The following is a 22530-nucleotide window of genomic DNA, read 5'->3' as shown; positions in this document are numbered from 1 at the left end:
ACCTATTCGATAACACGTCTAAAAGGTGGCAGGGCATCAATTAATGATTTGCCATAACGTTTGGTGACTAAACGGCGATCCAGAATAGTGACTCGGCCATAATCTTGCTCTTTTCTAAGGAGCCGGCCACAACTTTGGACTAATTTACGCGATGCGTCGGGAATTGTCAGCTGTAAAAATGGGTTACCACCTTTAACTTTTAAATATTCCGCGTGAGCTTGTTCAACTGGCGAGGTAGGCACCGCAAATGGAAGTTTGGTAATAATCAAGTTTGTTAAGTAATCTCCGGGTAGATCCAGACCTTCAGAAAAGCTGCCGGTACCAAAAATAACACTGGGTAGTCCCTCATCACAGCGCTTTTTATGTTGCTCTAATATTTGTTGACGTGGAATGGCACCTTGAACAAAAAGCAGCTCTTTTGGGATTTTCCCTTCGACGAGTTCAACCACTTTATCCATTTGCCAATATGAAGCAAACAGCACTAACGTCGCCATTTCACCATCGATGAGAGTCACAATATGTTGTGCTAGTTCAGCGGTATAATTCTCGTCAGTAGGTTCGCACACCATTTGAGGAATAAATAAGGTCGCATTATTTTCGTAATCGAAAGGGGATAACAAGGCCAAAAAACGACTACCATCGTTCATTGATAATCCCACTTGATGAGCAAAATGGTTGAAACTATTTAACGCTCTAAGTGTTGCGCTACACAATACCACTCCAGCGGCTTTTTGCCATAACATAGATTCCAGCATAAAGCCGACTTCGATAGGCGATGAACAAAATAAGTAATCTTGTTGTTTACCTGTAATTAATTCTGCCCAACGTGCCATTGGTGCACCTTTTTTGCTGTCCTCTTTAGCCATCATCTTCCATAACTTATGTAAGTTATCTAGCCGCTGTAAGATGAATCCGGTTTCAGACAACAAACCTTCCGACTGATGTTTAGGCACTTCACCATCTTTGATTGCTTCATTTAATACCGAGACCACTTTATTAAACTGTTTCACCGCAGAGCCCGATGCGGTAGCAAGATTTTCTGCCTGTATTAATAATGATTGCGGTAATTGACCGTGCTCAAAACGAAGCCGAGATTCAGGGTTAGCAAACAGCTGTGGTTGAGTATCACAATAATGAGCAACTTGAGTCAGTAGGTTTGTTAAATCGGTAATGTGATCAAGCATTGCCTGTACTGGGGCTATAATATGAGTTGTTTTCAATTGATTTTGCAATTTAGAGCATGTTTTAGACGTTTTTTCTAGCCAATCGCATGCTCCTCGAAGTGTGGCTTGAGCACTGGAGAAGTCTCTGGCAACAATTGGCAAGTGATGAGCTTCGTCGATGACATAAAACATGTCTTCTGGCTCTGGTAAAATGACGCCACCACCAAGCTCTAAATCGGCAAATAATAGACTGTGGTTAACAATGAGTACATCCCAAGTATCAACATCTTCACGAGCCTTATGAAACGGACAATTATGATGCGCCGATACTTGACGATGACAACTGTGCTTATCACAGCAAATTTGTTGCCACAAAAAATCAGGAATAGGGTGCTTTAAGGTATCTATTTCACCATTCCAACGTTTTTGATGAAAATCTTGATGCAGTTTTTGTAATTCGTTTATTTGACTTTGATCGGGCTTAGTTTGCCACATAGCCATTTGTGAGCCGTCTTGTGCCCCTATCATGGCTTCAAGTTTGGCTAAACATACGTATCGCTGACGACCTTTTACCAAACCAAATTTAAACTCTATACCTGATTGTTGTAAAAAATGAGGTAGATCTTTGTGGAGCAATTGTTCTTGAAGTGCCACGGTTGCGGTTGCAATACAGACTTTCTTTTTACTGGCAACCGCTAAAGGTATAGCGCCTAAGATATAGGACAAGGATTTACCAATACCTGTACCAGCCTCAACCACAATAATGCGACGGTCTTTGTCATACTCACCCGCTAAGGTTTTAGATATTTCCGCTACCATATAGTTTTGTTCGCGACGAGATCGAAATTGTGGCATAGATGCGGCAATTTCTTTATAAATGGTGCGAATTTGACTTTTTATGTTATCCGGTAGCATAGGAAGTATGATTTCTGCATAGACTGAATTATGCTGTACATAATAACAGTGAATTAGCATGCCACGAAGTAATAAATCAAATTGAGTAAACTTGTGCAGGAATTCGAACCCATAGTGAAGCAAGCAAATATCCCATCAAGTCTCAACTATGTAAAGGGGCGAGTATTAACTCGTCATGCCATTTATAGACATGGACAGTTAGTGCTTCAATACTATATTAAAACGGCTCAGGGACCAGTACTCGCAGAGCTGTATCACAGTGAAGTGATATGTTTTTGTCGTCAACAAGATGTTAATCAATTAAGTCAAAAAGTCGGTTTTGCCCTTAAGGCTGAGTCGAAATCATTGATGAGCTTTGAGCATGAGCCTATTAGTGCCTTGTATCTTAAATCAAATACGCAATTAAAATTACTCAGTCGCATTGCTAATGATATTGGGATTACTTTATTTGAAGCCGATATAAGACCTGAACAACGTTATCTTATCGAACGGTTTATTGCCTTAGATATAGAGTGCTCAGGGTACTATCAAGATAGTAATCCAACTTCAACAATTTCTTTATTAGAGATTAATCGGGCTAGAAAAATACCCGCCAACGAACCTGTTGATATTCCTTTGAAGATGGTTTCACTGGATTTTGAGTGCAGTTTTGCTGGTGAACTTTATTCGGTCGGTTTGTATGGAACAGATTATCAATGCGTAATTATGGTGGGCGAACCACAAGCACAATGCCATGAGTTCATTATTTGGGTTAAGGATGAAGTTGAGCTTATACAGAGATTAATTGCATGGTTTAGTGACTATGACCCCGATATTATCATCGGTTGGGCGGTGGTGACCTTTGACTTAGCTTTGCTGTATAAACGCTGCCTATTACATCAAATCCCATTAACCATCGGCCGAGGTGATACTGAACTTAGCTGGAAAGTGGCTGGCAAATATCGGCCTGAAACCTTATCTTTACCTGGACGGGTAGTACTGGATGGTATTGATTGGCTTAAAGCGGCATTTTATCAATTTGATAGTTTCTCATTAGAGTCTGTTTCGCGGCATTTATTAGCCGAAGGGAAAGCCATAGATCATGTTGAAAATCGTGGACAAGAAATTACTCATTTATTTGAAACAGACAAAAATGCACTGGCTTTTTATAACCTTACGGACTGTCGTTTGGTGTGGGATATTTTTGAAAAAACACAATTATTAGATTTTGCCCTTGAACGAGCCAAGTTAACCGGCTTAGAGTTTGGTCGCGTTGGTGCATCAATTGCCGCATTTTATCATTTGTATCTACCTCACTTACATCGAAGTGGCTTTGTTGCGCCAGCTCATCCCGCTAGTCACGGGCTTGAGAGTCCCGGCGGATATGTTATGTCATCTATCCCAGGCTACTATAAAGATGTTTTGGTATTAGATTTTAAAAGCTTGTATCCGTCGATTATCAGAACATTTCTTATCGATCCCAAAGGTTTAGTTGAAGGTTTGCACGCCAGTAGTTGTAATGCTGATAACACTATAGTGGATGGATATTTAGGCGCTAAATTCAGTCGGAACGTGCCTATTTTACCAGCGTTAATTGCAAGTTTAGCGGAACAACGTGAGCGGGCTAAACGCGATAAAAATGCACCTTTATCACAAGCAATAAAAATTATTATGAACTCGTTATATGGCGTATTAGGCTCTCGAGGTTGTGTATTTCATGATGCAAAACTTGCCAGTTCTATTACCATGCGCGGTCATCAGATAATGAAACTGACTAAACAATGGATAGAAGAGTGTGGTTATCAAGTGATTTATGGCGATACCGATTCTACATTTGTGTGGTTAGGGGATAATCATGGAATTAACGACATTCAAGCGATTGGTGAATACTTGTCGACATTGATTACCCAACGCTGGCTTGAATGGTGTGCAGATGAATATCAATTAGACAGCTATCTAGAACTCGAATTTGAAACCCATTTCGAACAATTTATTATGCCTACGCTAAGAGGTTCAGATGAAGGCAGTAAAAAACGCTATGTCGGTGCGGTATTAAACGACGCTCAACAATTAAAACTGACGTTTAAAGGGATGGAGCAGGTGAGAAGTGATTGGAGCCCTATCGCGCGAAGAATGCAATATCATTTATATGAATTATTTTTCAAGGGCGAGGATGTCATTGATTATTTGAGCAATGAGCTAGCGGCAATTAAAAGTGGCGCTAGAGATAATGAGCTTATTTTCAAAAAGCGATTAAGGCGAAATGTTGAAGATTACACCGCTAAATCATCCCCTCATGTAAAAGCGGCCAAACAGCTTGCTCAACTTCTGGATGACGTAAACGTTACTCGTAAAGGTCAACAAATTAAATACGTTATGACGTTGACTGGCGCACAGGCAATTGAAGCAAAACCACATAATATCGATTATGAATATTACATTAGTAAACAAATTCAACCCATCGCAGAGCCCATCTTGCAACTATGTGGTCAGAGTTTCGATGCGCTAGTAAACAATCAAATGATATTAATCTAGCAAACTGATAAAAAATTTTAACATCATAGTCATTTGTTCATTATTAACCCCATCATCCCTACCTATCGTATTAAAGTAAGTTTGTCTTATATGTGATGTTGTCTGATCAAAAAAATCTTGGTATCGACAAATGAGCTTTAAAACATTTCCATGCGAAGAATAATCAATTTCCGGTAATGAGCTTCCTTATCTTAAGTGGATATCTATTTCTGTAGTCTGCAAATTTTTAATGTTTGATTACTATCCTTTGAAAAAACAATTTTTCTGCAATGATTCGCTTCATTATTATCTGCTAAATAGAAACCTAGTCGATTAGACGATTATTGATAATCTGAGCTGGGGGATGTTAAGCAATTACTTATTTATTAGCATTTAACATTTTTAAGTCAACCGAAAGCAATAAAAAACACTTAACTATGAAATAAGTGTTTTAAAACATGCTGTTAGGTTTGGTCGTTCGACGGGGTGGATATATGCGGGGAAATTAACAATCATTTAATGCATTGTTTTAAAAGGGTTAATTAAAAGTTTGTTCATATTTGTGAACAGTACAAGCAGTTACATTTGATTAACTTTTGTGCTTACGGTGTTTCAAGTGTTGATTAGTTGTATCAAATGTGATTTTATTACACCTGTAATTGAGCGTTTGTAATGTTTTATGTTGCATTCTCTCATTCAACAGACGCCTAAAATGGCCGTCGTTATTATAAGAAAGATATATAAAATCCAGGGAGATAGACAATGCATAAGAACGTATTAGCTAAATCAGTGCGTTTAGCACTGATCAGTGGTGCTGCCGCGGCAGCATTCGCTTCACCAGCAGTTTTTGCTGCTGATGAAGATGGCGCAAAAGTAGAACGTATTGAGGTTACTGGTTCGCGTATTAAGCGTTCTGACCTTGAAGGTGCTTCTCCAATTACAACCATTACTACTGAAGATATGAAGATGGAAGGTAACTTTACAGTTGCTGACGCACTTCGTAACAGTAACTTGAACTCATTCGGTTCTTTTTCTGAACGTTCAGGTAGTTCTGCACAATCTCAAGCAACTATTAATTTACGTGGTGCAGGTTCAAGCCGTACATTAGTACTGATTGATGGTAAGCGTTTTCCAGGTTCACCAACGCTAGGTGGTGCATCGGCTAACTTAAACGCAATTCCAATGGCTGCGGTAGAACGTATTGATATTCTTACTGACGGTGCATCTTCTACTTATGGTTCAGACGCGATTGCTGGTGTTGTTAACATCATCATGAAAAAGAATTACCAAGGTCTTGAATTTAACGTTGGTGGTGGCTCACGCGACCAAGACGGCGGTCTAACAAGTAAAGAATTCTCGGTTGTCGCTGGTTATCAAATGGACAAAGGCAACATTACTTTCTCATTTGACCATCAAGACCGTAAAGGTATCTCTGATGCTGACCGTCCATATACTTCAGCAAGCATGACAGATGTAAATGGTGATGGCATCATCCAGGCTTATGAAGAAACTGCTGGTTGGAGTATCTATGGCGCTACTGTAGCAGCTCCTGATTTTTCTGGTACACAAGCATCACTATTATGTGATGACTTAGAATCTGAATATGGATCAAATGTATTCCAAACTGTTGCAGCTGACAACGATTGGAGCCCAGGGTCAACTTACTGTATGTATGCTTATGCAAACGTTTCTTATAACAAAGCATCTACAGAACGTAATACAGTATATGTTGATGCTAACTATGAAATTGCAGAAGACATCGAATGGTTTAGCCGAGTAATGGTTACTCAAGGTAACTCTACTGGTCGTTATGCACCTCCAGCAGCCGTTTGGAATGGTATGTCAGCTGACAACCCAAATAACCCATACGGTGAAGAGACTAGTGCTTACTTCCGTTGGGTTGGTATTGGTACTCGTGACGGTAACGTAGACGATTACAACCAAGATTACCTAACAGGTTTACGCGGTACTATTAGTGCACTAAATGATGCTGAGTGGGAAGTTTATTATCACCATAATATTGCAGACAACAAGTCTGTTGGTGAATACTACTTAAGCTATTCAGGTCTTGCTTACAACCAAGCAAATGACATTGATTTAGGTTCTGAAGCTGGCATCAATAATATGAAAGCCACAACCTTAACTCAAGGAAGTGCAACATTTGACCAGTATAGTGCTGGTATTGGTTTTGATGCGTTCGAATTACCAGGTGGTGCAGTTGCTCACTATGTAGGTATGGAATATTTTGACCAACAGTATAGTGAAGTGTATGACGCTCAGTCAGAAGCTGGCCTAATTGGTGGTAGTGCTGGTAACTCTGCTGGCGGAGATCGTCAAGTATGGGCAATGTTCTATGAAGCGGTTTTACCGTTAACAGATGATATTGAATTAAACCTTGCTGCTCGTTACGATGACTACAGTGATTTTGGTGACAATGTGGCACCGAAAGCATCTGTTCGTTGGCAAGCTCTTGATAATGTTGTTGTGCGTGCATCTTACTCAGAAGCGTTCCGTGCACCTTCATTAGATCAGTTATATGCAGCAACTACGTTCAGTGCTGACGATGGTATCGATTATCCATTCTGTGAATCTGCAGGAACTTCTGCTGGTGATTGTAGTGAAAAACAATATGATACTTATATTAGTGCTAACAAGGATTTAGGTCCTGAAACGTCTGAGTATATCAACTTAGGTGTTGCATGGGATATCGTTGATGATATCGGTATTAAGGTTGATTACTATAACTTAAACATTGATGATGTAATTAGCCGTCGTAGTATCACAAATGTAATGCGTGGTGTTGCTGCTGGTACTCTTGCAGAAAATGATACATTCTATGTTGAACGTGCTCCAAATGGCGCAGATGGTACATTAGGTCGTGCACTAGAAGTTGGTACCGGTTACGGTAACGGTGATAAGCTAGAAATTACTGGTGTTGATGTTGCTTTAAACGCAAAGTTTGAAACCTCAATCGGTGATATCGGCTTTAACTGGAACAACAGCTTTGTGTTAGAATACATAGAAGAAGTTGAAGGTGGTTCTGAGGCTGTAGATACTTCAGGTTGGAATGGTCAACCAGACTATAAGTCTGTATTTACAACTAATTACAGTATGGGCGACCATAGAGTATCTTGGAACATGAACTATACATCATCTACTTATGAAGATGATGATACTGGTCACTTGGATTCTTGGTTGATACATAACTTAAGCTATGTATATGATGCTGGTAACTATGGCCAATTATTACTGGGTATCAACAACCTAACTGATGAAGACCCTGTGTTAAGTTCTGCAGGTACATTTGATAATGCTGACCTATATAACAACTACGGTCGTGAATATCGTGCAAGTTATACATTAAAGTTCTAAATTCTAATTAATTCGTAATTAGTTATTAGTAATTAGATACAAGAAAGGCTCCCTAGGGAGCCTTTTTATTTAGTATATTATGTAGCTATATGTTGTGATAAATAGAGGAATTCAAATGAATAGTCACTGGAGTGAATATTGGCAGCAAGGACACACAACTTCATTCGGTGAGGCGTTACCAGGTAATTATCAGGGGGTACTGAAAAATGTTTGGCAACCGATCTTTAATAACCTAGTTGAAAACTTTATGGTCATCGATGTAGGTACTGGCAATGGTTCATTACCCCTATTGTTGTGTGAAGAATTATCAACCAGTGGAGTAACAGGGCAAGTTATAGGTGTTGATTTGGCTGAAGTAAATTTAGTGAACATTAACAGTCAAAATAGCAACAATATCGACATTAGTTTAATGTCAAATACCCGCAGCGAACAACTTCCTTTTGAAGCCAATAGTGTTGACCTTTATATATCTCAATTTGGTTTTGAGTATTCAAGTGTTGAAAAATCTCTTAATGAAGCATCTCGAGTGTTAAAAGATGATGGACAGTTTGTCATCGTTTTTCACCATAATCGTTCAATGATCTTGAATAGAAATAGAAGAATATTAGCCTTGATTGAAAAGAAAGAAGTTAATTTGCTTATTAACTGTTTAGCAAGAATAGCCACCTCCATGGGACAAGTAGCTAGTAAAAGGGATGTTGAGCGAATTAAGAAAGATCCAGAATGTGAAAGTATTAGAGCAGAAATTAATCATTTGATTAAATTATTAGTAAATATTGATGAGGAGGCTGCACAGGATTCTGATTTAATGCATTATGTAGCTGATTTTTTTAAGGCTGGATTATTTTGGTCTGTTACGAAAAAGTTGGAATTTGTTGAATTTATTACAATACAAATGGATACGTTAAGACTAAGATTAAACGAATTAGTTAATGCTTCATTTGATGAGTCTAAATTGGCAACTTTTGTGGATAAATTCCCTAAAAATAATATGATTTTAAACGAACTCAAAGTATTAAAAAATGAACAAAATGATGTATTAGGTTGGTATTTACACGGTTCAAAATATAATTATTAAGCAATAATTATATAAATAGTCTAAATATGAGTGGACTTCTCTTTTTATAACTAACTGAATAAAATGGTATAATATTTTTGTATTAACATTAAATTACGACACATTTATGTCGAAGATGTTTAATTATTAACCTTTCATAAACATTGCTTCCTCTAACAGCTCTTTATAGTACTTTTTAAACTTTTCAAATGTTGACACAGGTCAACATTTTGTGAAATGATGCCAACGGGTCTGCGCCTTAATCAGCGTAGAAAAGGGAAGAAAAACTAACAATCACAAGAAAAAGACGTACTTAGTGAAATGGTATTGATTAACAAATTTAGATCATGACTATTTTATCTTCGTTGAACTTTTTAATTCACTTCAAATTGGTTGGGAACTATGTCCAAGGTAAGCAATAGAACAAAAATCGCTACTGCACTTGTTGGCGCTCTGGCTTTAGCTGGTAGCAACTTCGTTGTTGCAGATCCTCTAGCTGACGTACAAAAAGCTGATAGCAGCCTAAATGCTGCTTCTGCTGCGTCGCAAAAGAAAGTCGACAAATATTTTGACCAAGCACAAGACATGCTTTTTGAGTATGGCAGCGTTGCTGATGAGCGTGAATCATTGAAGTCATACAATGATTACGTTGCAGGCTTGGTAGCTGATCAACAAAATTCACTTGATTTAATTCAAACAGATATCAATGGTGTAGATAAACTTCGCCAAGGTGTTGTGCCATTAATGTTTAAAATGGTGGATGCCTTAGAACAGTTTGTAAATTTAGATTTACCTTTTAATTCGGAAGTTCGTCATAACCGAGTTAATAATTTAAAAGATATTCTTAACACTGCAGAAGTTACATTGGCAGAAAAATATCGTCTTATCTTGGATGCATATAGCATCGAGCGTGAGTATGGTAACTTCGTTGCTGTTCATACAGGTAAACTAGATCTAGATGGTAAAGAAGTGCTCGTTGATTTCTTTAACCTAGGTAGAGTGGCACTTTATGCACAAAGCTTAGACCAGAAAATTGCATGGATGTACGATGCCGAAGCGAAGTCTTGGAATAAGTTAGACGATAGCTACCTACGTGACATTACTAAAGGTATCCGCATTGCTCGTAAGCAAGGCGCACTAGACCTATTCGCATTACCAATTCCTGCTGCGGAGACTGCACAATAATGAAGAAGTTAATTACAACAGTGCTATTGGCTGCAACTTTCTCTTTAACAGCTGGTATGGTTTCTGCTGCAGATGCACCAAAAACTATCAGTCAACTGTTACAGCAAGTTAAAGCCGATCGAGCAAGCGAAGGCAAAACTAACGCTAAGCGCGAAAGAGAGTTTCAAGCTGAACGTGGTGACAAAGCGGCATTACTTAAGCGTGAAAAAAATGCTCTCGCTGCTGAAAAGCAACGTGGAAAAGATTTAAACCAAGCATTCTTAGACAACGAACGTAAAATCGCTCAGTTAGAAGAAGACTTAAAAACAGCTCAAGGTGACTTGGGTGAAATGTTTGGTGTTGTTAAAGGTGAAGCCGGTGATTTTTCTGGTAAATTAGCAGCGTCTAACATCAGTGCTCAGTACCCTGGTCGCGATACTTTTATTGCTGAACTAGGTGCTCGTAAATCACTGCCTAAAATTGAAGAGTTAGAGCAATTTTGGGAAGCTCAGTTATTTGAAATGGTTCAATCAGGGAAAGTTGTTAAGTTCAATGGTGCGGTAACGGCTATTGATGGCAACGTTATCGACACCCCGATTTATCGTGTTGGCCCATTTAACTTAACTGCTCAAGGCAAATATGTTGTTTACAAGCCAGAACTTAACTTAATCCAGCAGTTATCACAACAACCTGAAGGTTATCAAGTTAGTGCCGTTGCTGATTGGGAAAACATCACTTCTGGTGTTGCTCCTTTCTATATTGATCCGGCTCGTGGCGTGTTATTAAACATCTTCACTAACAAAGCTAGCTTAGAAGATCGTATCGAAGCGGGTGGTCCAATTGGTTATATCATTATTGGTCTATTAATATTAGGTGCCATAATCGCTCTTGAGCGTTTAGTGACTCTGACTATTATTAGCGGTAAAGTTAACCGTCAACGTAAGAATATCGATAATCCTGGTAACAATGCTTTAGGTCGTATTCTTAAAGTTTATCAGTCAAACAAAGATGTTGATGTTGAAACGCTTGAGTTGAAACTTGATGAAGCTATCTTAAAAGAAACGCCGGCTTTAGAAGCTCGTATTTCAATCATTAAAGTTATTGCTGCTATTGCTCCTATGATGGGTCTACTAGGTACAGTTACTGGTATGATTGCAACCTTCCAATCAATTCAGTTATTCGGTACTGGTGACCCTAAATTGATGGCTGGTGGTATCTCTATGGCACTTATTACGACTGTACAGGGTCTTGTTGCTGCGTTGCCTCTAATGTTGTTACACGCAATCGTTGTTGCTCGTAGTAAATCAATTGTTCAAGTTCTTGAAGAGCAAAGTGCTGGTATTATTGCAGAACATGCTGAGAAGAGGGCTGACTAATGATGCTAATCCTGATGGACGTATGGGATTCCGTCAGGGGCTTCATGGCCTCCGGAGGCGATGTCCTCTGGTTGGTTGCAGCTGTGCTATTCCTAATGTGGGTATTAATGCTTGAACGTTACTGGTATCTAAATTGGATATCACCAAAGCAACATCAAGCCGTGATCGCCTCGTGGGAAGCAAGAGAAGAAACAACTTCTTGGCACGCTCACCGTATCCGTGAAGCTTGGGTATCCCAAGCGAAGCAAGATTTGAATGCACGTATGCTGTTAATCAAAACCCTAGTGGCAATTTGTCCAATGATTGGTCTATTAGGGACTGTAACCGGTATGATTTCAGTATTCGATGTGATGGCAGTTCAGGGGACGAGTAATGCTCGTTTAATGGCCGCTGGTATCTCTATGGCCACAATGCCGACAATGGCAGGAATGGTTGCAGCGCTATCGGGTGTTTTCTTTAGCACTCGTTTAGACTCAAAAATGAGAATCAGTTTACAAAAGCTAAAAGACAGCATGCCTCACCACTAGAGAGAGATTGAACATGGCACGTAAGAAGCATTCCACTATGGAAGAGGAAGCGCAAATTGATATGACCCCGATGCTAGACATCGTGTTTATCATGCTGATCTTCTTCATTGTAACAACATCATTTGTTAAGCCTTCAGGCTTAGACTACAACAAGCCTAAAGCGTCACAGGCTACGTCTAAACCTTCGGCAAACATCTTTATTGGTGTCAGTAAAACTGGCGTCATTATGATGGAAAACCGTCAGGTTGATATCGAACGTGTAACGGCTAACGTAGAACGTATGCTAGCGGAAGCACCAGAAGCAGCAGTACTTATTCAAGCAGACAAAGACGCTTTACATGGTGTCGTTGTTAAAGTGCTTGATAATGTAAAAGCTGCCGGTATTGACAAAATTTCAATATCAGCGGGGAATGAGTAATATGCTAAGAGCACTCGTATCAATTATCATTGGTGCCGCAGTGACTTTCGGGCTGTTTGCTTTCATGGCTTTCCTAGTCGGCGGCGGTGCACAACGCAACGATGAGTCAGCGGACACACCTGTTATTGAAATTACGATGGATAAACAGGATTCGAAGGCACAGAAAAAACCAAGGGTTACTCCTGAGCCACCTCCACCACCGGAGCAGCCACCTAAGCCGGATACTACTCCGCCTGATTCATCATCTAATATTGACACTAATATGTCGTTCAATATGGGTGGTATTCAAGCTGGTGGACCAAGTACTGGTTTTAAATTAGGTAACATGATGACCCGTGATGGTGATGCTACCCCTATTGTTCGTATTGAGCCTCAGTATCCAATTGCTGCTGCTCGTGATGGTAAAGAAGGTTATGTCCAACTCTCTTTTACTATTAACGAACTAGGTGGTGTTGATGACGTTTCAATCATCAAGGCTGAACCTAAGCGTTTATTCAATCGTGAAGCAATTCGCGCATTGAAGAAGTGGAAATACAAACCAAAGATTGTTGATGGCAAACCATTAAAACAACCTGGTATGACAGTTCAACTGGACTTCACATTAGAGAAAGGAGGTAGATAATGCGTATAGTTACTAGTATCGCTACAGCGTTATTACTTTCAGTCTGTGGAAGTGCATTATTGTCTAGCACTGTAGTTGCTGCTGAGAAGTGTGAAATTGATAAACGTCAATCTCGTGCTGTTGGCGCAAGCGCTGCAAAAAAAGTTCAAAAATCTTTTGAAGCATATACCGAAGGTAACTTAGATCAAGCAATTACAATTTTGCTTGAAACTAATGCTAACAACGATTTCGACAAAGCGTATGTTGATCGTATGTTAGGTAACTTTTATGCTGAAAAAGGTCAGATGAAAACAGCGATAAAGTATTTAAAGACTGCTGTTGATGCTGATATTCTTGGTGGTACAGATCATGCTGCAACAATGCGTTTGTATGCGGATTTATTACTACAAGAGAAACAGTTTAAAGAAGCAATTCCATATTATTACAAGTGGATGGAATTTACCTGTAAGGCTGATTCGCAGACGTATCGCCGAATAGGTATTGCTTATACTGAACTAAAAGATTGGAACAAAGTGCTTGAAGTTGCTGATAAAGGTTTATCTTTAGCTGAAAAACCTGATAAAGGTTTATATCAGATGAAGTTAACTGCTTACTTTAACCAGAAAAAGTACAAAGATGCCGTCAAAGTGTTAGAAACGATGGTACCTTTGTTCCAAGACGACAAACGTCTCTGGGTTCAGTTAGCTCAGTTTTACTTAATGACTGAAGACTATGATAAATCACTAGCGACATATGATTTAGCATATAAAAATGGCTTTTTAGAGACAGACAGTAACATTACTCGTTTGGCTCAATTGTTAGCGCAAAAAGGTTCGCCTTATAAAGCGGCTACCATTTTTGAAAAGCATTTGAAGTCAGGTCTTATTGCTGAAAATGAGAAGAGTTTAAAAACTCTAGCTGGTTTTTATCATAATGCTAAAGAGCTAAAAGAAGCCGCTTACTACTATGGTAAAGCTGCCGCAATTAGCAATGAGGGTGATTTGTATTTAAAACAAGGTCGTATTCTTGCTTTAGATCAAAAATACAATGACGCTATTCCGGTGCTTAAAAAGGCACTTGATGCGGGTATTGATAACCCTGGTGAAGCTCAGTTTGAGCTAGCTTTAGCATACTTAAGCCTTAAAAAGTACAAGTCTGCTTATAAGCGAGCATTACTTGCCGCTAATGATAAGAAGACAGAACGAAGTGCTAAGAGCTATATTTCTTATATCAAAGATAAAGCTCGGATGCATAACGTAACGCTTTAGTTGTTATCTGGATTTAAAAAAGCCCCTTTATGGGGCTTTTTTATTAGCTAACGAAACCAATTTATCATTTATGTTCACTGCCCTGTTGTATTTATGTTGTAGTATCGATTCTAATCAGCTGTAGTTTATGAGTGTTTTTTAGGGCAGCTGAGGAAGTTTAATTGTTAGTTTGTGTGTATTTGCTGAAGTTTTGTTTCATGTAAAGCAAGGCATGGATACAATGAGTAAATTGTCTGGTTTTGCCCATCATAAAGAATGAGCATCAATATTTTAACATTGATTGATAATCTGCATTAAGGCAAGCATGCGTGTCTAGTCTATAAAACTGAAAGCGCTTCTTCATGCATTTTAAATTAATAATGATAGCCAATGTATCACTAGGTGCAGGATGATCAAAAAGGTTCAATTGCCGCGTGACATCAACTTGACATTTTGAGCATGAATTTGTAATCAATACCGTGTTAATTTTATATTCATGTGTATTGTGTTTGGCTTATATCAATAACAATGACTAAACGTTTAATTATCACTTAGCTTTAATGATAACCATAACAAACCAACATATTACTGCTAACTATATGACTTTAGGTCTAATATTGCCCTAGTTAATGTGTATTAAGGAATCATAAAAATGAATAAAACATTATTGGCGCTTAGTGTGTCCTTACTATTGGCCGCTCAAGGTTGTTCAGATGGCTCAACAGTTTCTCCTGCTTCAGAATCTGCCTCAAAGTCTAGCGCTGCAGTGATGACTCAATCTGCTTCAGAGCAGTATTTAGCGATGGCAGATAATTTTTTTAATGATCAATTAAAGCTTGAACCTATTTATGCCACTTTTGTGGGTGTTAATGATTATAACGACCAATTTGGTGGTGCATTAACAGAAGAATATTTAAAGGCCCGTCATGACTTAAATAGTCAATATTTTAGTCAAGCTAAATCCATCGATGCAGATAAGCTACCAGCTTCGCTTAAGCTCAGTTACGACATGTTTATTTATGATCGTAATATGGAGCTTATCGGTGAAACTTATCCAGAGTATTTTTTACCTATCAATCAGTTTTATAGCACAGTGTTTACTATGGTGCAGTTAGGCAGCGGTGAGAGTGCTCAACCATTTAAAACCGTCAAGGATTACCAAAATTGGCTGTCTCGATTACACGGATTTATTAATTGGACTAAGTTAGCTCAGCAACGTATGGATGAAGGTATTGCCAGTAAAGTTGTATTACCTAGAGTGCTTGTCGAACGGATAATTCCTCAGCTAGATGCCCAACTCGTTAAAGATGCCAAGGACAGCCTTTTTTATTCGCCGATAAATTTACTGCCAGAGGATTTTTCAACTGAGCAAAAATTGCAATTAACTAATGAATATACTCAGCTGATTACAAATGAGTTATTACCAGCATTAACTCAATTGCGTGACTATGTGAAAAATGATTATTTGCCAAATTCTCGAGCATCAGATGGTTGGTGGGGTTTACCCAATGGTAAAGATTGGTATCAACACTTAGCAAATAGCCATACAACAACAACCTTGTCAGTGGATGAAATTCATCAAATTGGTTTGTCTGAAGTAGCCCGTATTTTATCTGAAATGGATAAAGTAAGGGAGCAGGTAGGTTTTAAAGGCGATCTTACAGAATTTTTCGCATCTTTGTCTTCAGAACCACAATACTTTTTTACTGATAAACAAGATCTTATTGATGGCTATATGACAATTAAAGCGCATATCCATCAGGTGTTACCTAAGTATTTTAATGTAATGCCTAAAGCTGATTACATTGTTAAACCAGTAGAAAGTTTCCGTGAAAAATCTGCTGCCGGTGCATCTTACGAATCACCAGCTGTGGACGGATCTCGTCCTGGTATTTTTTACATCAATACGTATAATTTAAAAGCTCAGCCCAAATGGGGTATGACAACGCTTTCGTTACACGAAGCTTCACCTGGTCATCACTTTCAGATTTCGATAAAACAAGAGTTAACTGATATTCCACAATTCCAACGCTTCCAAGGTTATACCGCATTTGAAGAAGGCTGGGCCTTGTACGCAGAATATTTAGGTATTGAAATGGGTTTATTTAGCGATCCATACCAATATTTTGGTAAATTATCAGATGAGATGTTACGAGCAATGCGATTAGTTGTTGATACAGGACTTCATGCAAAAGGATGGAGCCGTGAGCAAGCTATTCAATACATGATGGATAATTCGCCGATGGCAGAATCCGATATCATTGCTGAAGTTGAACGTTACATGGCTATTCCTGGTCAAGCATTGTCATATAAAGTCGGTCAATTGACTATTTTAAGACTGCGTGCTGATGCTGAAAAAACGCTCGGTGATAAATTTGACCTTAAAGGTTTTCATGATCAATTATTAACATCAGGCTCGTTGCCTATGGCTGTGATGGAAAACAAAATTGCAGATTGGATTAAAGCAGAATCCACAAAATAAACATGACACAAATGTGATGACTTTATTGTGTCATCATATTGTCATTATGTTAATGTTACCTTTTTAATACAGTATATTTTTGGAGCCATATTATGGTACAAGCAACCGCTAGACACCTATTAGTTAGTACTCAAGAACAATGCGAATCTCTCAAGCAACAGATTGAATCTGGTGCTGATTTTGCTGATATCGCGAAGGCAAATTCTTCTTGTCCATCAGGCGCACAAGGTGGTGATTTAGGTTCTTTTGGACCCGGTATGATGGTCAAAGAGTTCGACGAAGTTGTCTTTAGTGCCCCGTTAAATGTTGTTCAAGGACCTGTTAAAACTCAATTTGGTTTTCATTTACTTGAAGTCACTAGTCGCAGCTAGTCTCAATTGATTATGTAATAATTAATGGCAGCTTAAGCTGCCATTTTTTTAATAAGTAAATGGATAATATATGGACATAAATCTTTATAGTGATCGTTTGAAATTACGAAATTTACAGAGTAATGATTGGAGTGATTTTTTACGCTTACATTTTGATGGAAGTATCAATCAATATATACGAAACATTGAATCTGAATCGGATATAATATCTAAGTTTGAACAACGTAAAGCTGAGTGGTTATTTGAAACCGGAGACTGGTTATCGCTGATCATCGAACGAATCGACACTAATGAGTTTGTCGGACTGATTGGCTTTAGATGCGATGATGAAGAATTGAGAAGAGCTGAAGTTGGTTATCTCATTGCTCCAGAACAACAAGGTTTAGGGTTTGCAACGGAAAGCCTACGAACGGTAACTGATTGGGGCGCGTTACAATTTAAGATGCATAAATATATTGGACTTTGTGCTCAACAAAATACCGCTTCACGTAGGGTTCTTGAAAAGGTTGGTTTTGTACTAGAAGGAACATTAAGACAAAATAGCTGTATTGATGGCATATGGTTAGACGATTGTTACATGGGGTTATTGACTGCTCAAAGAGAATAACAATTATTTACTTTTTACTTCATACCTCTATTTCTTCTTCAAATAAATCTCCTTTCTGCTGTATTCTAGCGTGCTTTTGTCACATAATACGTAATACAAGTGAAAACTATTCTCGTTAACAAGTAAAACTTTGATCTAGATTGGAGTTTAACTTATTTAGTTCGGATAAAATTTTTGACGTTATCAATGTTGTTGAAGGTAGTGTTACATGAAGCTGAGTGAACTTAAGCCAGGCGATCAAGCGATTATCTCTGAAATCGGTCAATTAACGTTACCGCAAACTGTTAAGCGTAAATTATTATCTATGGGCATAACGCCTAACACCCATTTTAATTTTATACGCAGAGCCCCAATGGGGTCTGGTGTTGAATTAAATTTGCGTGGCAGTAAATTATGTATGCGTTGTGATTTAGCAGATATTATTGAGGTAGATCTAAAAAATGACTAAACAATTTCACTGTGTCACCGTGGGTAATCCCAATGCAGGTAAATCGACTCTTTTTAATGCTCTTACTGGTGCAAGCCAACAGGTTGGTAATTGGTCGGGTGTTACCGTAGAAAAGAAAACCGGTAAAATTAGCTATTCTGATGCAGATATTTTTCTTACCGATTTGCCAGGGATTTATGATTTATTACCCGCAGGCAATAGCTGTGACTGTTCATTAGACGAACAAATTGCCCAAGCTTATCTTTCGGAACAACAAGTGGATGCCATCATCAATTTGGTTGATGCTACTAACGTTGAGCGTCATCTATATTTAACCACGCAATTACGTGAGTTAGGTATTCCTATGATTGTTGTCATTAACAAAATTGATGCAGCCAAAAAGTTGGGGATAGTTATTAATGCTGATGACATGTCTAAACGTTTAGGTTGTCCTGTCGTTGCTATTTGTTCACGTAAACAAGCTGATGTCGAAAAACTACAGGCTGAAATATTTTCATTATTGAAAAAAGATGACACAACGCCATCGTTAATGTTGCAGTATCATGCTGATATTGAAACAAGTATAACGGCACTACAAATGCAAAATCAAACCCAAGGTCTTGCTGAGTTAAGCCGTGGAGAGGCGCTTGCTATATTAGCTAACAGCCATGGTAAAGGGTGCGGTACCAGTGAAGTACAATTACATGAAACGGTAAAACAGTGTACTCAACGAGTTGAGCAGGCTGGTGAAGATATTGATATTATGATTGCCACTACCCGTTACGATTTTGTGCAACAGGTGTTCGAAGCTTCAGTTAATCAAGGTAAGCATGTTAGTGCCTCCGATAGACTCGACAAAGTGGTTTTAAATCCTATTTTGGGTATCCCTATTTTTTTGTTTGTCATGTATCTAATGTTTTTATTCAGTATTAACGTTGGTAACTCCTTTATCGATTTCTTTGATATTACAGCAGGTGCTATTTTTGTTGACCATTTTGGTGCCTTGTTGACTTCAATGGGATCACCTGATTGGTTGGTGACAATTTTAGCTGGCGGTGTCGGTCAAGGTATTCAGACTGTTGCAACGTTTATTCCTGTTGTTGCTGCATTATTTCTAGCGCTATCAGTACTCGAAGCATCTGGTTACATGGCTCGTGCGGCGTTTGTTGTTGACGGTTTAATGCGTCGTATCGGTTTACCTGGCAAAGCCTTTGTGCCAATGATTGTGGGTTTTGGTTGTTCGGTGCCTGCCATAATGGCAACGAGAACGTTAGGCAGTGAACGGGAGCGTATCGTTACCGGTATGATGGCACCGTTTATGTCATGTAGTGCTCGCTTGCCTGTTTATGCATTATTTGCTGCAGCATTTTTCCCGCATTCAGGTCAAAACTTAGTCTTTTTACTTTATATTATTGGTATTTTAGCCGCGATTGGCACTGGGTTATTATTACGAAATACCGTATTGCCGGGTTCAAGTAGTGCCGTTGTAATGGAGTTACCTAGTTACGAAATGCCTAAAACTAAAGCGGTGTTTTCTCGTACAACTAAGCGAACTAAAAGCTTTGTTAAGGGAGCGGGTAAAACCATCATCATTGTAGTGACACTGCTTAATTTCATTAATGCTATCGGTACGGATGGCTCTTTCGGGCATGAAGACAGTAAAGAATCATTACTTAGTGTTGCTAGCCAGCAAATCACACCAATTTTTAGCCCAATGGGCATTGAGCAAGATAATTGGGCTGCGACTGTGGGTATTATTACCGGCATTTTTGCTAAAGAAGCAGTGGTTGGAACATTAAATAGTTTATATAGCACTGTAGAGGCTGATGACGAAGAACTCGTGTCTATTTGGGATAGTGTCAAAATAGGCTTAGCGACAATTCCGGCCAATTTACTCGGCATTGAGCCTGGTGATCCTTTATCAATTGCGATAGCAGGTATTACTGACTTAGATGAAGCCGCGATGGAGTTGTCTGTTGACTCTTCTACATTTAGTGCGCTGCAAACAGGGTTTAAAAGTCAGATAGCTGCATTTTCATACTTGCTGTTTATTTTACTTTATACACCTTGTGTGGCCGCTATGGGTGCCTTAGTACATGAATTTGGTGCTAAATGGGCACGCTTTGCAGCTATTTGGACTTTCTCATTGGCTTATGGCTCTGCGACTGTGGTGTATCAAGGTGCGACCTTTACTCAGCATCCTGTGCAGTCAGCCAGTTGGATTGGTTTCTTTATTGTAGCCTTGATGATGTTTTATATGTGGTTAAATAAAAAAGGCCGCAAAGCGCAACAAATTATTCCAGGAATACGAATCATCACCGAATAACGTGCAACGATTTGTTTCAGATTAATCTAAAACCCAGCTTGCTGGGTTTTTTATTAATATGAGTAAATACATCATAGAAATAGCGTGCTTCGGTCGTTGTTATTTTTGCTCGAATGGGTGTTTTTGTTTATCAGGTTAATTTTTTCGACGCTAGCAGTTGTAACTACTTAAGATCTGTAGGATCATCAGTCTTTATTCATATTGCCATTGTGCGCCAAGAGGAATTCCATGAGTCATGTGGACACCGAAGTACGTCCAAGTAACTTCATTCGTAATATTATAGACGAAGACCTAAAAAGCGGTAAGCATAACGAAGTTCATACTCGTTTCCCGCCAGAACCTAATGGTTTTTTACACATAGGACACGCTAAGTCTATTTGTTTAAATTTTGGTATTGCAAAAGATTACCAAGGTCAATGTAACTTACGTTTTGATGATACTAACCCTGAAAAAGAAGACATTAACTATGTGAAGTCAATTCAGGAAGATGTGCGTTGGTTAGGTTTTGAATGGTCTGGCGATATCCGTTATTCATCCAATTATTTTGACCAATTACATCAGTATGCTGTTGAGTTAATCACTAAAGGTCTTGCTTATGTTTGTTTCCTAAACGGGGAACAAACCAGAGAATATCGTGGCACCTTGAAAGAGCCAGGAAAAGACAGTCCTTACCGTGACACCAGTGTTGAAGACAACCTCGCATTATTTGAAAAAATGCGTAAAGGCGAATTCAAAGAAGGTGAATGTGCTCTGCGTGCTAAAATTGATATGGCATCTTCTTTTATGTGCATGCGGGATCCGGTTATTTATCGTATCCGATTTGCACATCATCATCAGACAGGTGATAAGTGGTGCATTTACCCAATGTATGACTTTACTCATTGTATTTCTGATGCCATAGAGCATATTACTCATTCGATTTGTACTCTAGAGTTTCAAGATAACCGTCGTCTCTATGATTGGGTTTTAGTTCATTTAGACGACTTTCATACTCCAGATCGTCCGCATCAGTATGAGTTTTCGCGTTTAAATTTAGAATATACTTTGATGTCTAAGCGTAAACTCAATGACCTAGTGGTGCGCAAACTTGTATCTGGTTGGGACGACCCTCGTATGCCAACGATTGCTGGTTTACGTCGTCGTGGTTATACGGCTGCATCAATCCGTGAGTTCTGCCTGCGTATTGGGGTCACTAAGCAAGAAAACTTAGTCGAAGTCGGTATGTTAGATGCTTGTATTCGCGAAGAGTTAAACGAACATGCTCCTCGTGCAATGGCTGTTTTAAGACCGATTAAAGTCGTTATTGAAAACTATCCAAACACACAACCTGAAACTATTTCTGCGCCAGCCCATCCAAACAATGAGGCTATGGGGACTCGAGAGTTATTTTTTGGTCGTGAACTTTTTATTGATATAGAAGACTTTAAAGAAGAGGCAAATAAGCACTTTAAACGTCTTGTATTAGGTAAAGAAGTCCGCTTACGCAATGCATATATTGTTAAAGCGGAACGTTGTGACAAAGATTCATACGGTAATGTCACCACGGTTTATTGTACCTATGATGCAGATACGCTAGGCAAAAATCCTGCTGATGGTCGTAAAGTCAAAGGCGTTATTCATTGGGTTGACTCAGCAACAGCAAAGCCTGCAGAGTTTCGTTTGTATGACAGACTTTTCACTAGTGAAAACCCAGCAGCTTTTGAAACCGTTGATGAAGTGCTCAATCCGAACTCGCTTACAGTAGTTAATGGATTCGTTGAACCTAGTATGGTTAATGCTCCGGCAGAAAAAGCCTACCAGTTTGAACGCGAAGGTTATTATTGTGCAGACAGTAAAGATTCTAGCGCTGAACATTTGGTATTTAACTTAACGGTTCCGTTAAGAGATACTTTCGCTTAATCACTTATTTTAATAATAAAAAAGGCGCTTAATGCGCCTTTTTTGTATTATTCTTTCAATAATCAATAATCAATAATCAACCAAT

16 protein-coding genes are annotated in these 22530 nt (G+C 38.8%); 15 read left to right on the top strand and 1 reads right to left on the bottom strand.

Translation table 11 applies throughout. The features are described 5' to 3' along the window. Nucleotides 1–2: 2 nt before the first annotated feature. On the bottom strand, nt 3–2078 hold the full coding sequence (gene dinG, locus FCN25_RS02295) for an ATP-dependent DNA helicase DinG (protein ID WP_137227304.1): 2076 nt from the start codon (nt 2076–2078) through the stop codon (nt 3–5). Nucleotides 2079–2192: 114 nt separating this feature from the next. On the opposite strand from dinG, the gene FCN25_RS02290 reads away from it, so the two are divergent. The 15 genes from FCN25_RS02290 to glnS all read left to right on the top strand — a co-directional run bounded on the left by FCN25_RS02290 (nt 2193) and on the right by glnS (nt 22445). Next, nucleotides 2193–4592: a DNA polymerase II gene (locus FCN25_RS02290; protein ID WP_254693709.1), complete on the top strand. Its 2400-nt coding sequence runs from the start codon at nt 2193–2195 to the stop codon at nt 4590–4592. A gap of 741 nt (nt 4593–5333) precedes the next feature. After that, the gene (locus tag FCN25_RS02285; RefSeq protein ID WP_137221626.1) at nt 5334–7943 is read left to right on the top strand and encodes a TonB-dependent receptor; all 2610 of its coding nucleotides are present in this window, start codon (nt 5334–5336) and stop codon (nt 7941–7943) included. Nucleotides 7944–8058: 115 nt separating this feature from the next. After that, nucleotides 8059–9021, top strand: coding sequence for a class I SAM-dependent methyltransferase (locus FCN25_RS02280; protein WP_137221624.1), 963 nt, complete (start codon nt 8059–8061; stop codon nt 9019–9021). A gap of 381 nt (nt 9022–9402) precedes the next feature. Next, the gene (locus FCN25_RS02275) at nt 9403–10185 is read left to right on the top strand and encodes a DUF3450 domain-containing protein (RefSeq protein ID WP_137221622.1); all 783 of its coding nucleotides are present in this window, start codon (nt 9403–9405) and stop codon (nt 10183–10185) included. Next, complete coding sequence (locus FCN25_RS02270) at nt 10185–11540, top strand: MotA/TolQ/ExbB proton channel family protein (RefSeq protein WP_137221620.1); 1356 nt, start codon at nt 10185–10187, stop codon at nt 11538–11540. Before FCN25_RS02275 ends, FCN25_RS02270 begins: the two co-directional genes overlap by 1 nt. Then, complete coding sequence (locus FCN25_RS02265) at nt 11540–12067, top strand: MotA/TolQ/ExbB proton channel family protein (protein WP_137221618.1); 528 nt, start codon at nt 11540–11542, stop codon at nt 12065–12067. The genes FCN25_RS02270 and FCN25_RS02265 overlap by 1 nt, the downstream gene beginning before the upstream one ends. 13 nt (nt 12068–12080) lie before the next feature. After that, nucleotides 12081–12485, top strand: coding sequence for a biopolymer transporter ExbD (locus FCN25_RS02260; RefSeq protein WP_137221616.1), 405 nt, complete (start codon nt 12081–12083; stop codon nt 12483–12485). A gap of 1 nt (nt 12486) precedes the next feature. Beyond that, a complete protein-coding gene (locus FCN25_RS02255; protein WP_137221614.1) occupies nt 12487–13107 on the top strand; it encodes an energy transducer TonB in 621 nt (206 codons plus the stop codon). Then, the gene (locus FCN25_RS02250; RefSeq protein ID WP_137221612.1) at nt 13107–14354 is read left to right on the top strand and encodes a lipopolysaccharide assembly protein LapB; all 1248 of its coding nucleotides are present in this window, start codon (nt 13107–13109) and stop codon (nt 14352–14354) included. Before FCN25_RS02255 ends, FCN25_RS02250 begins: the two co-directional genes overlap by 1 nt. Nucleotides 14355–14985: 631 nt before the next feature. Beyond that, a complete protein-coding gene (locus tag FCN25_RS02245) occupies nt 14986–16815 on the top strand; it encodes a DUF885 family protein (protein WP_137221609.1) in 1830 nt (609 codons plus the stop codon). Between the two features lie 92 nt (nt 16816–16907). Next, nucleotides 16908–17186, top strand: a complete 279-nt coding sequence (locus FCN25_RS02240; RefSeq protein WP_137221607.1) for a peptidylprolyl isomerase — start codon at nt 16908–16910, stop codon at nt 17184–17186. A gap of 70 nt (nt 17187–17256) precedes the next feature. Further along, nucleotides 17257–17793: a GNAT family N-acetyltransferase gene (locus FCN25_RS02235; RefSeq protein ID WP_137221605.1), complete on the top strand. Its 537-nt coding sequence runs from the start codon at nt 17257–17259 to the stop codon at nt 17791–17793. 208 nt (nt 17794–18001) lie between these two features. Beyond that, nucleotides 18002–18241 (top strand): FeoA family protein, encoded by a 240-nt coding sequence (locus FCN25_RS02230; protein WP_137221603.1) that lies wholly within the window; start codon nt 18002–18004, stop codon nt 18239–18241. Then, nucleotides 18234–20546, top strand: a complete 2313-nt coding sequence (gene feoB, locus FCN25_RS02225; RefSeq protein WP_137221601.1) for a Fe(2+) transporter permease subunit FeoB — start codon at nt 18234–18236, stop codon at nt 20544–20546. Before FCN25_RS02230 ends, feoB begins: the two co-directional genes overlap by 8 nt. Nucleotides 20547–20774: 228 nt before the next feature. Next, the gene (gene glnS, locus FCN25_RS02220; RefSeq protein ID WP_137221599.1) at nt 20775–22445 is read left to right on the top strand and encodes a glutamine--tRNA ligase; all 1671 of its coding nucleotides are present in this window, start codon (nt 20775–20777) and stop codon (nt 22443–22445) included. The last annotated feature ends 85 nt before the right edge of the window (nt 22446–22530 follow it).

The organism is Shewanella sp. MEBiC00475, from assembly GCF_005234075.1.
Classification (GTDB): Bacteria; Pseudomonadota; Gammaproteobacteria; order Enterobacterales; family Shewanellaceae; genus Shewanella; species Shewanella polaris.
The sequence above is the reverse complement of the archived record's forward strand: the minus strand, read 5'-3'. Positions and strand labels throughout refer to the sequence as shown.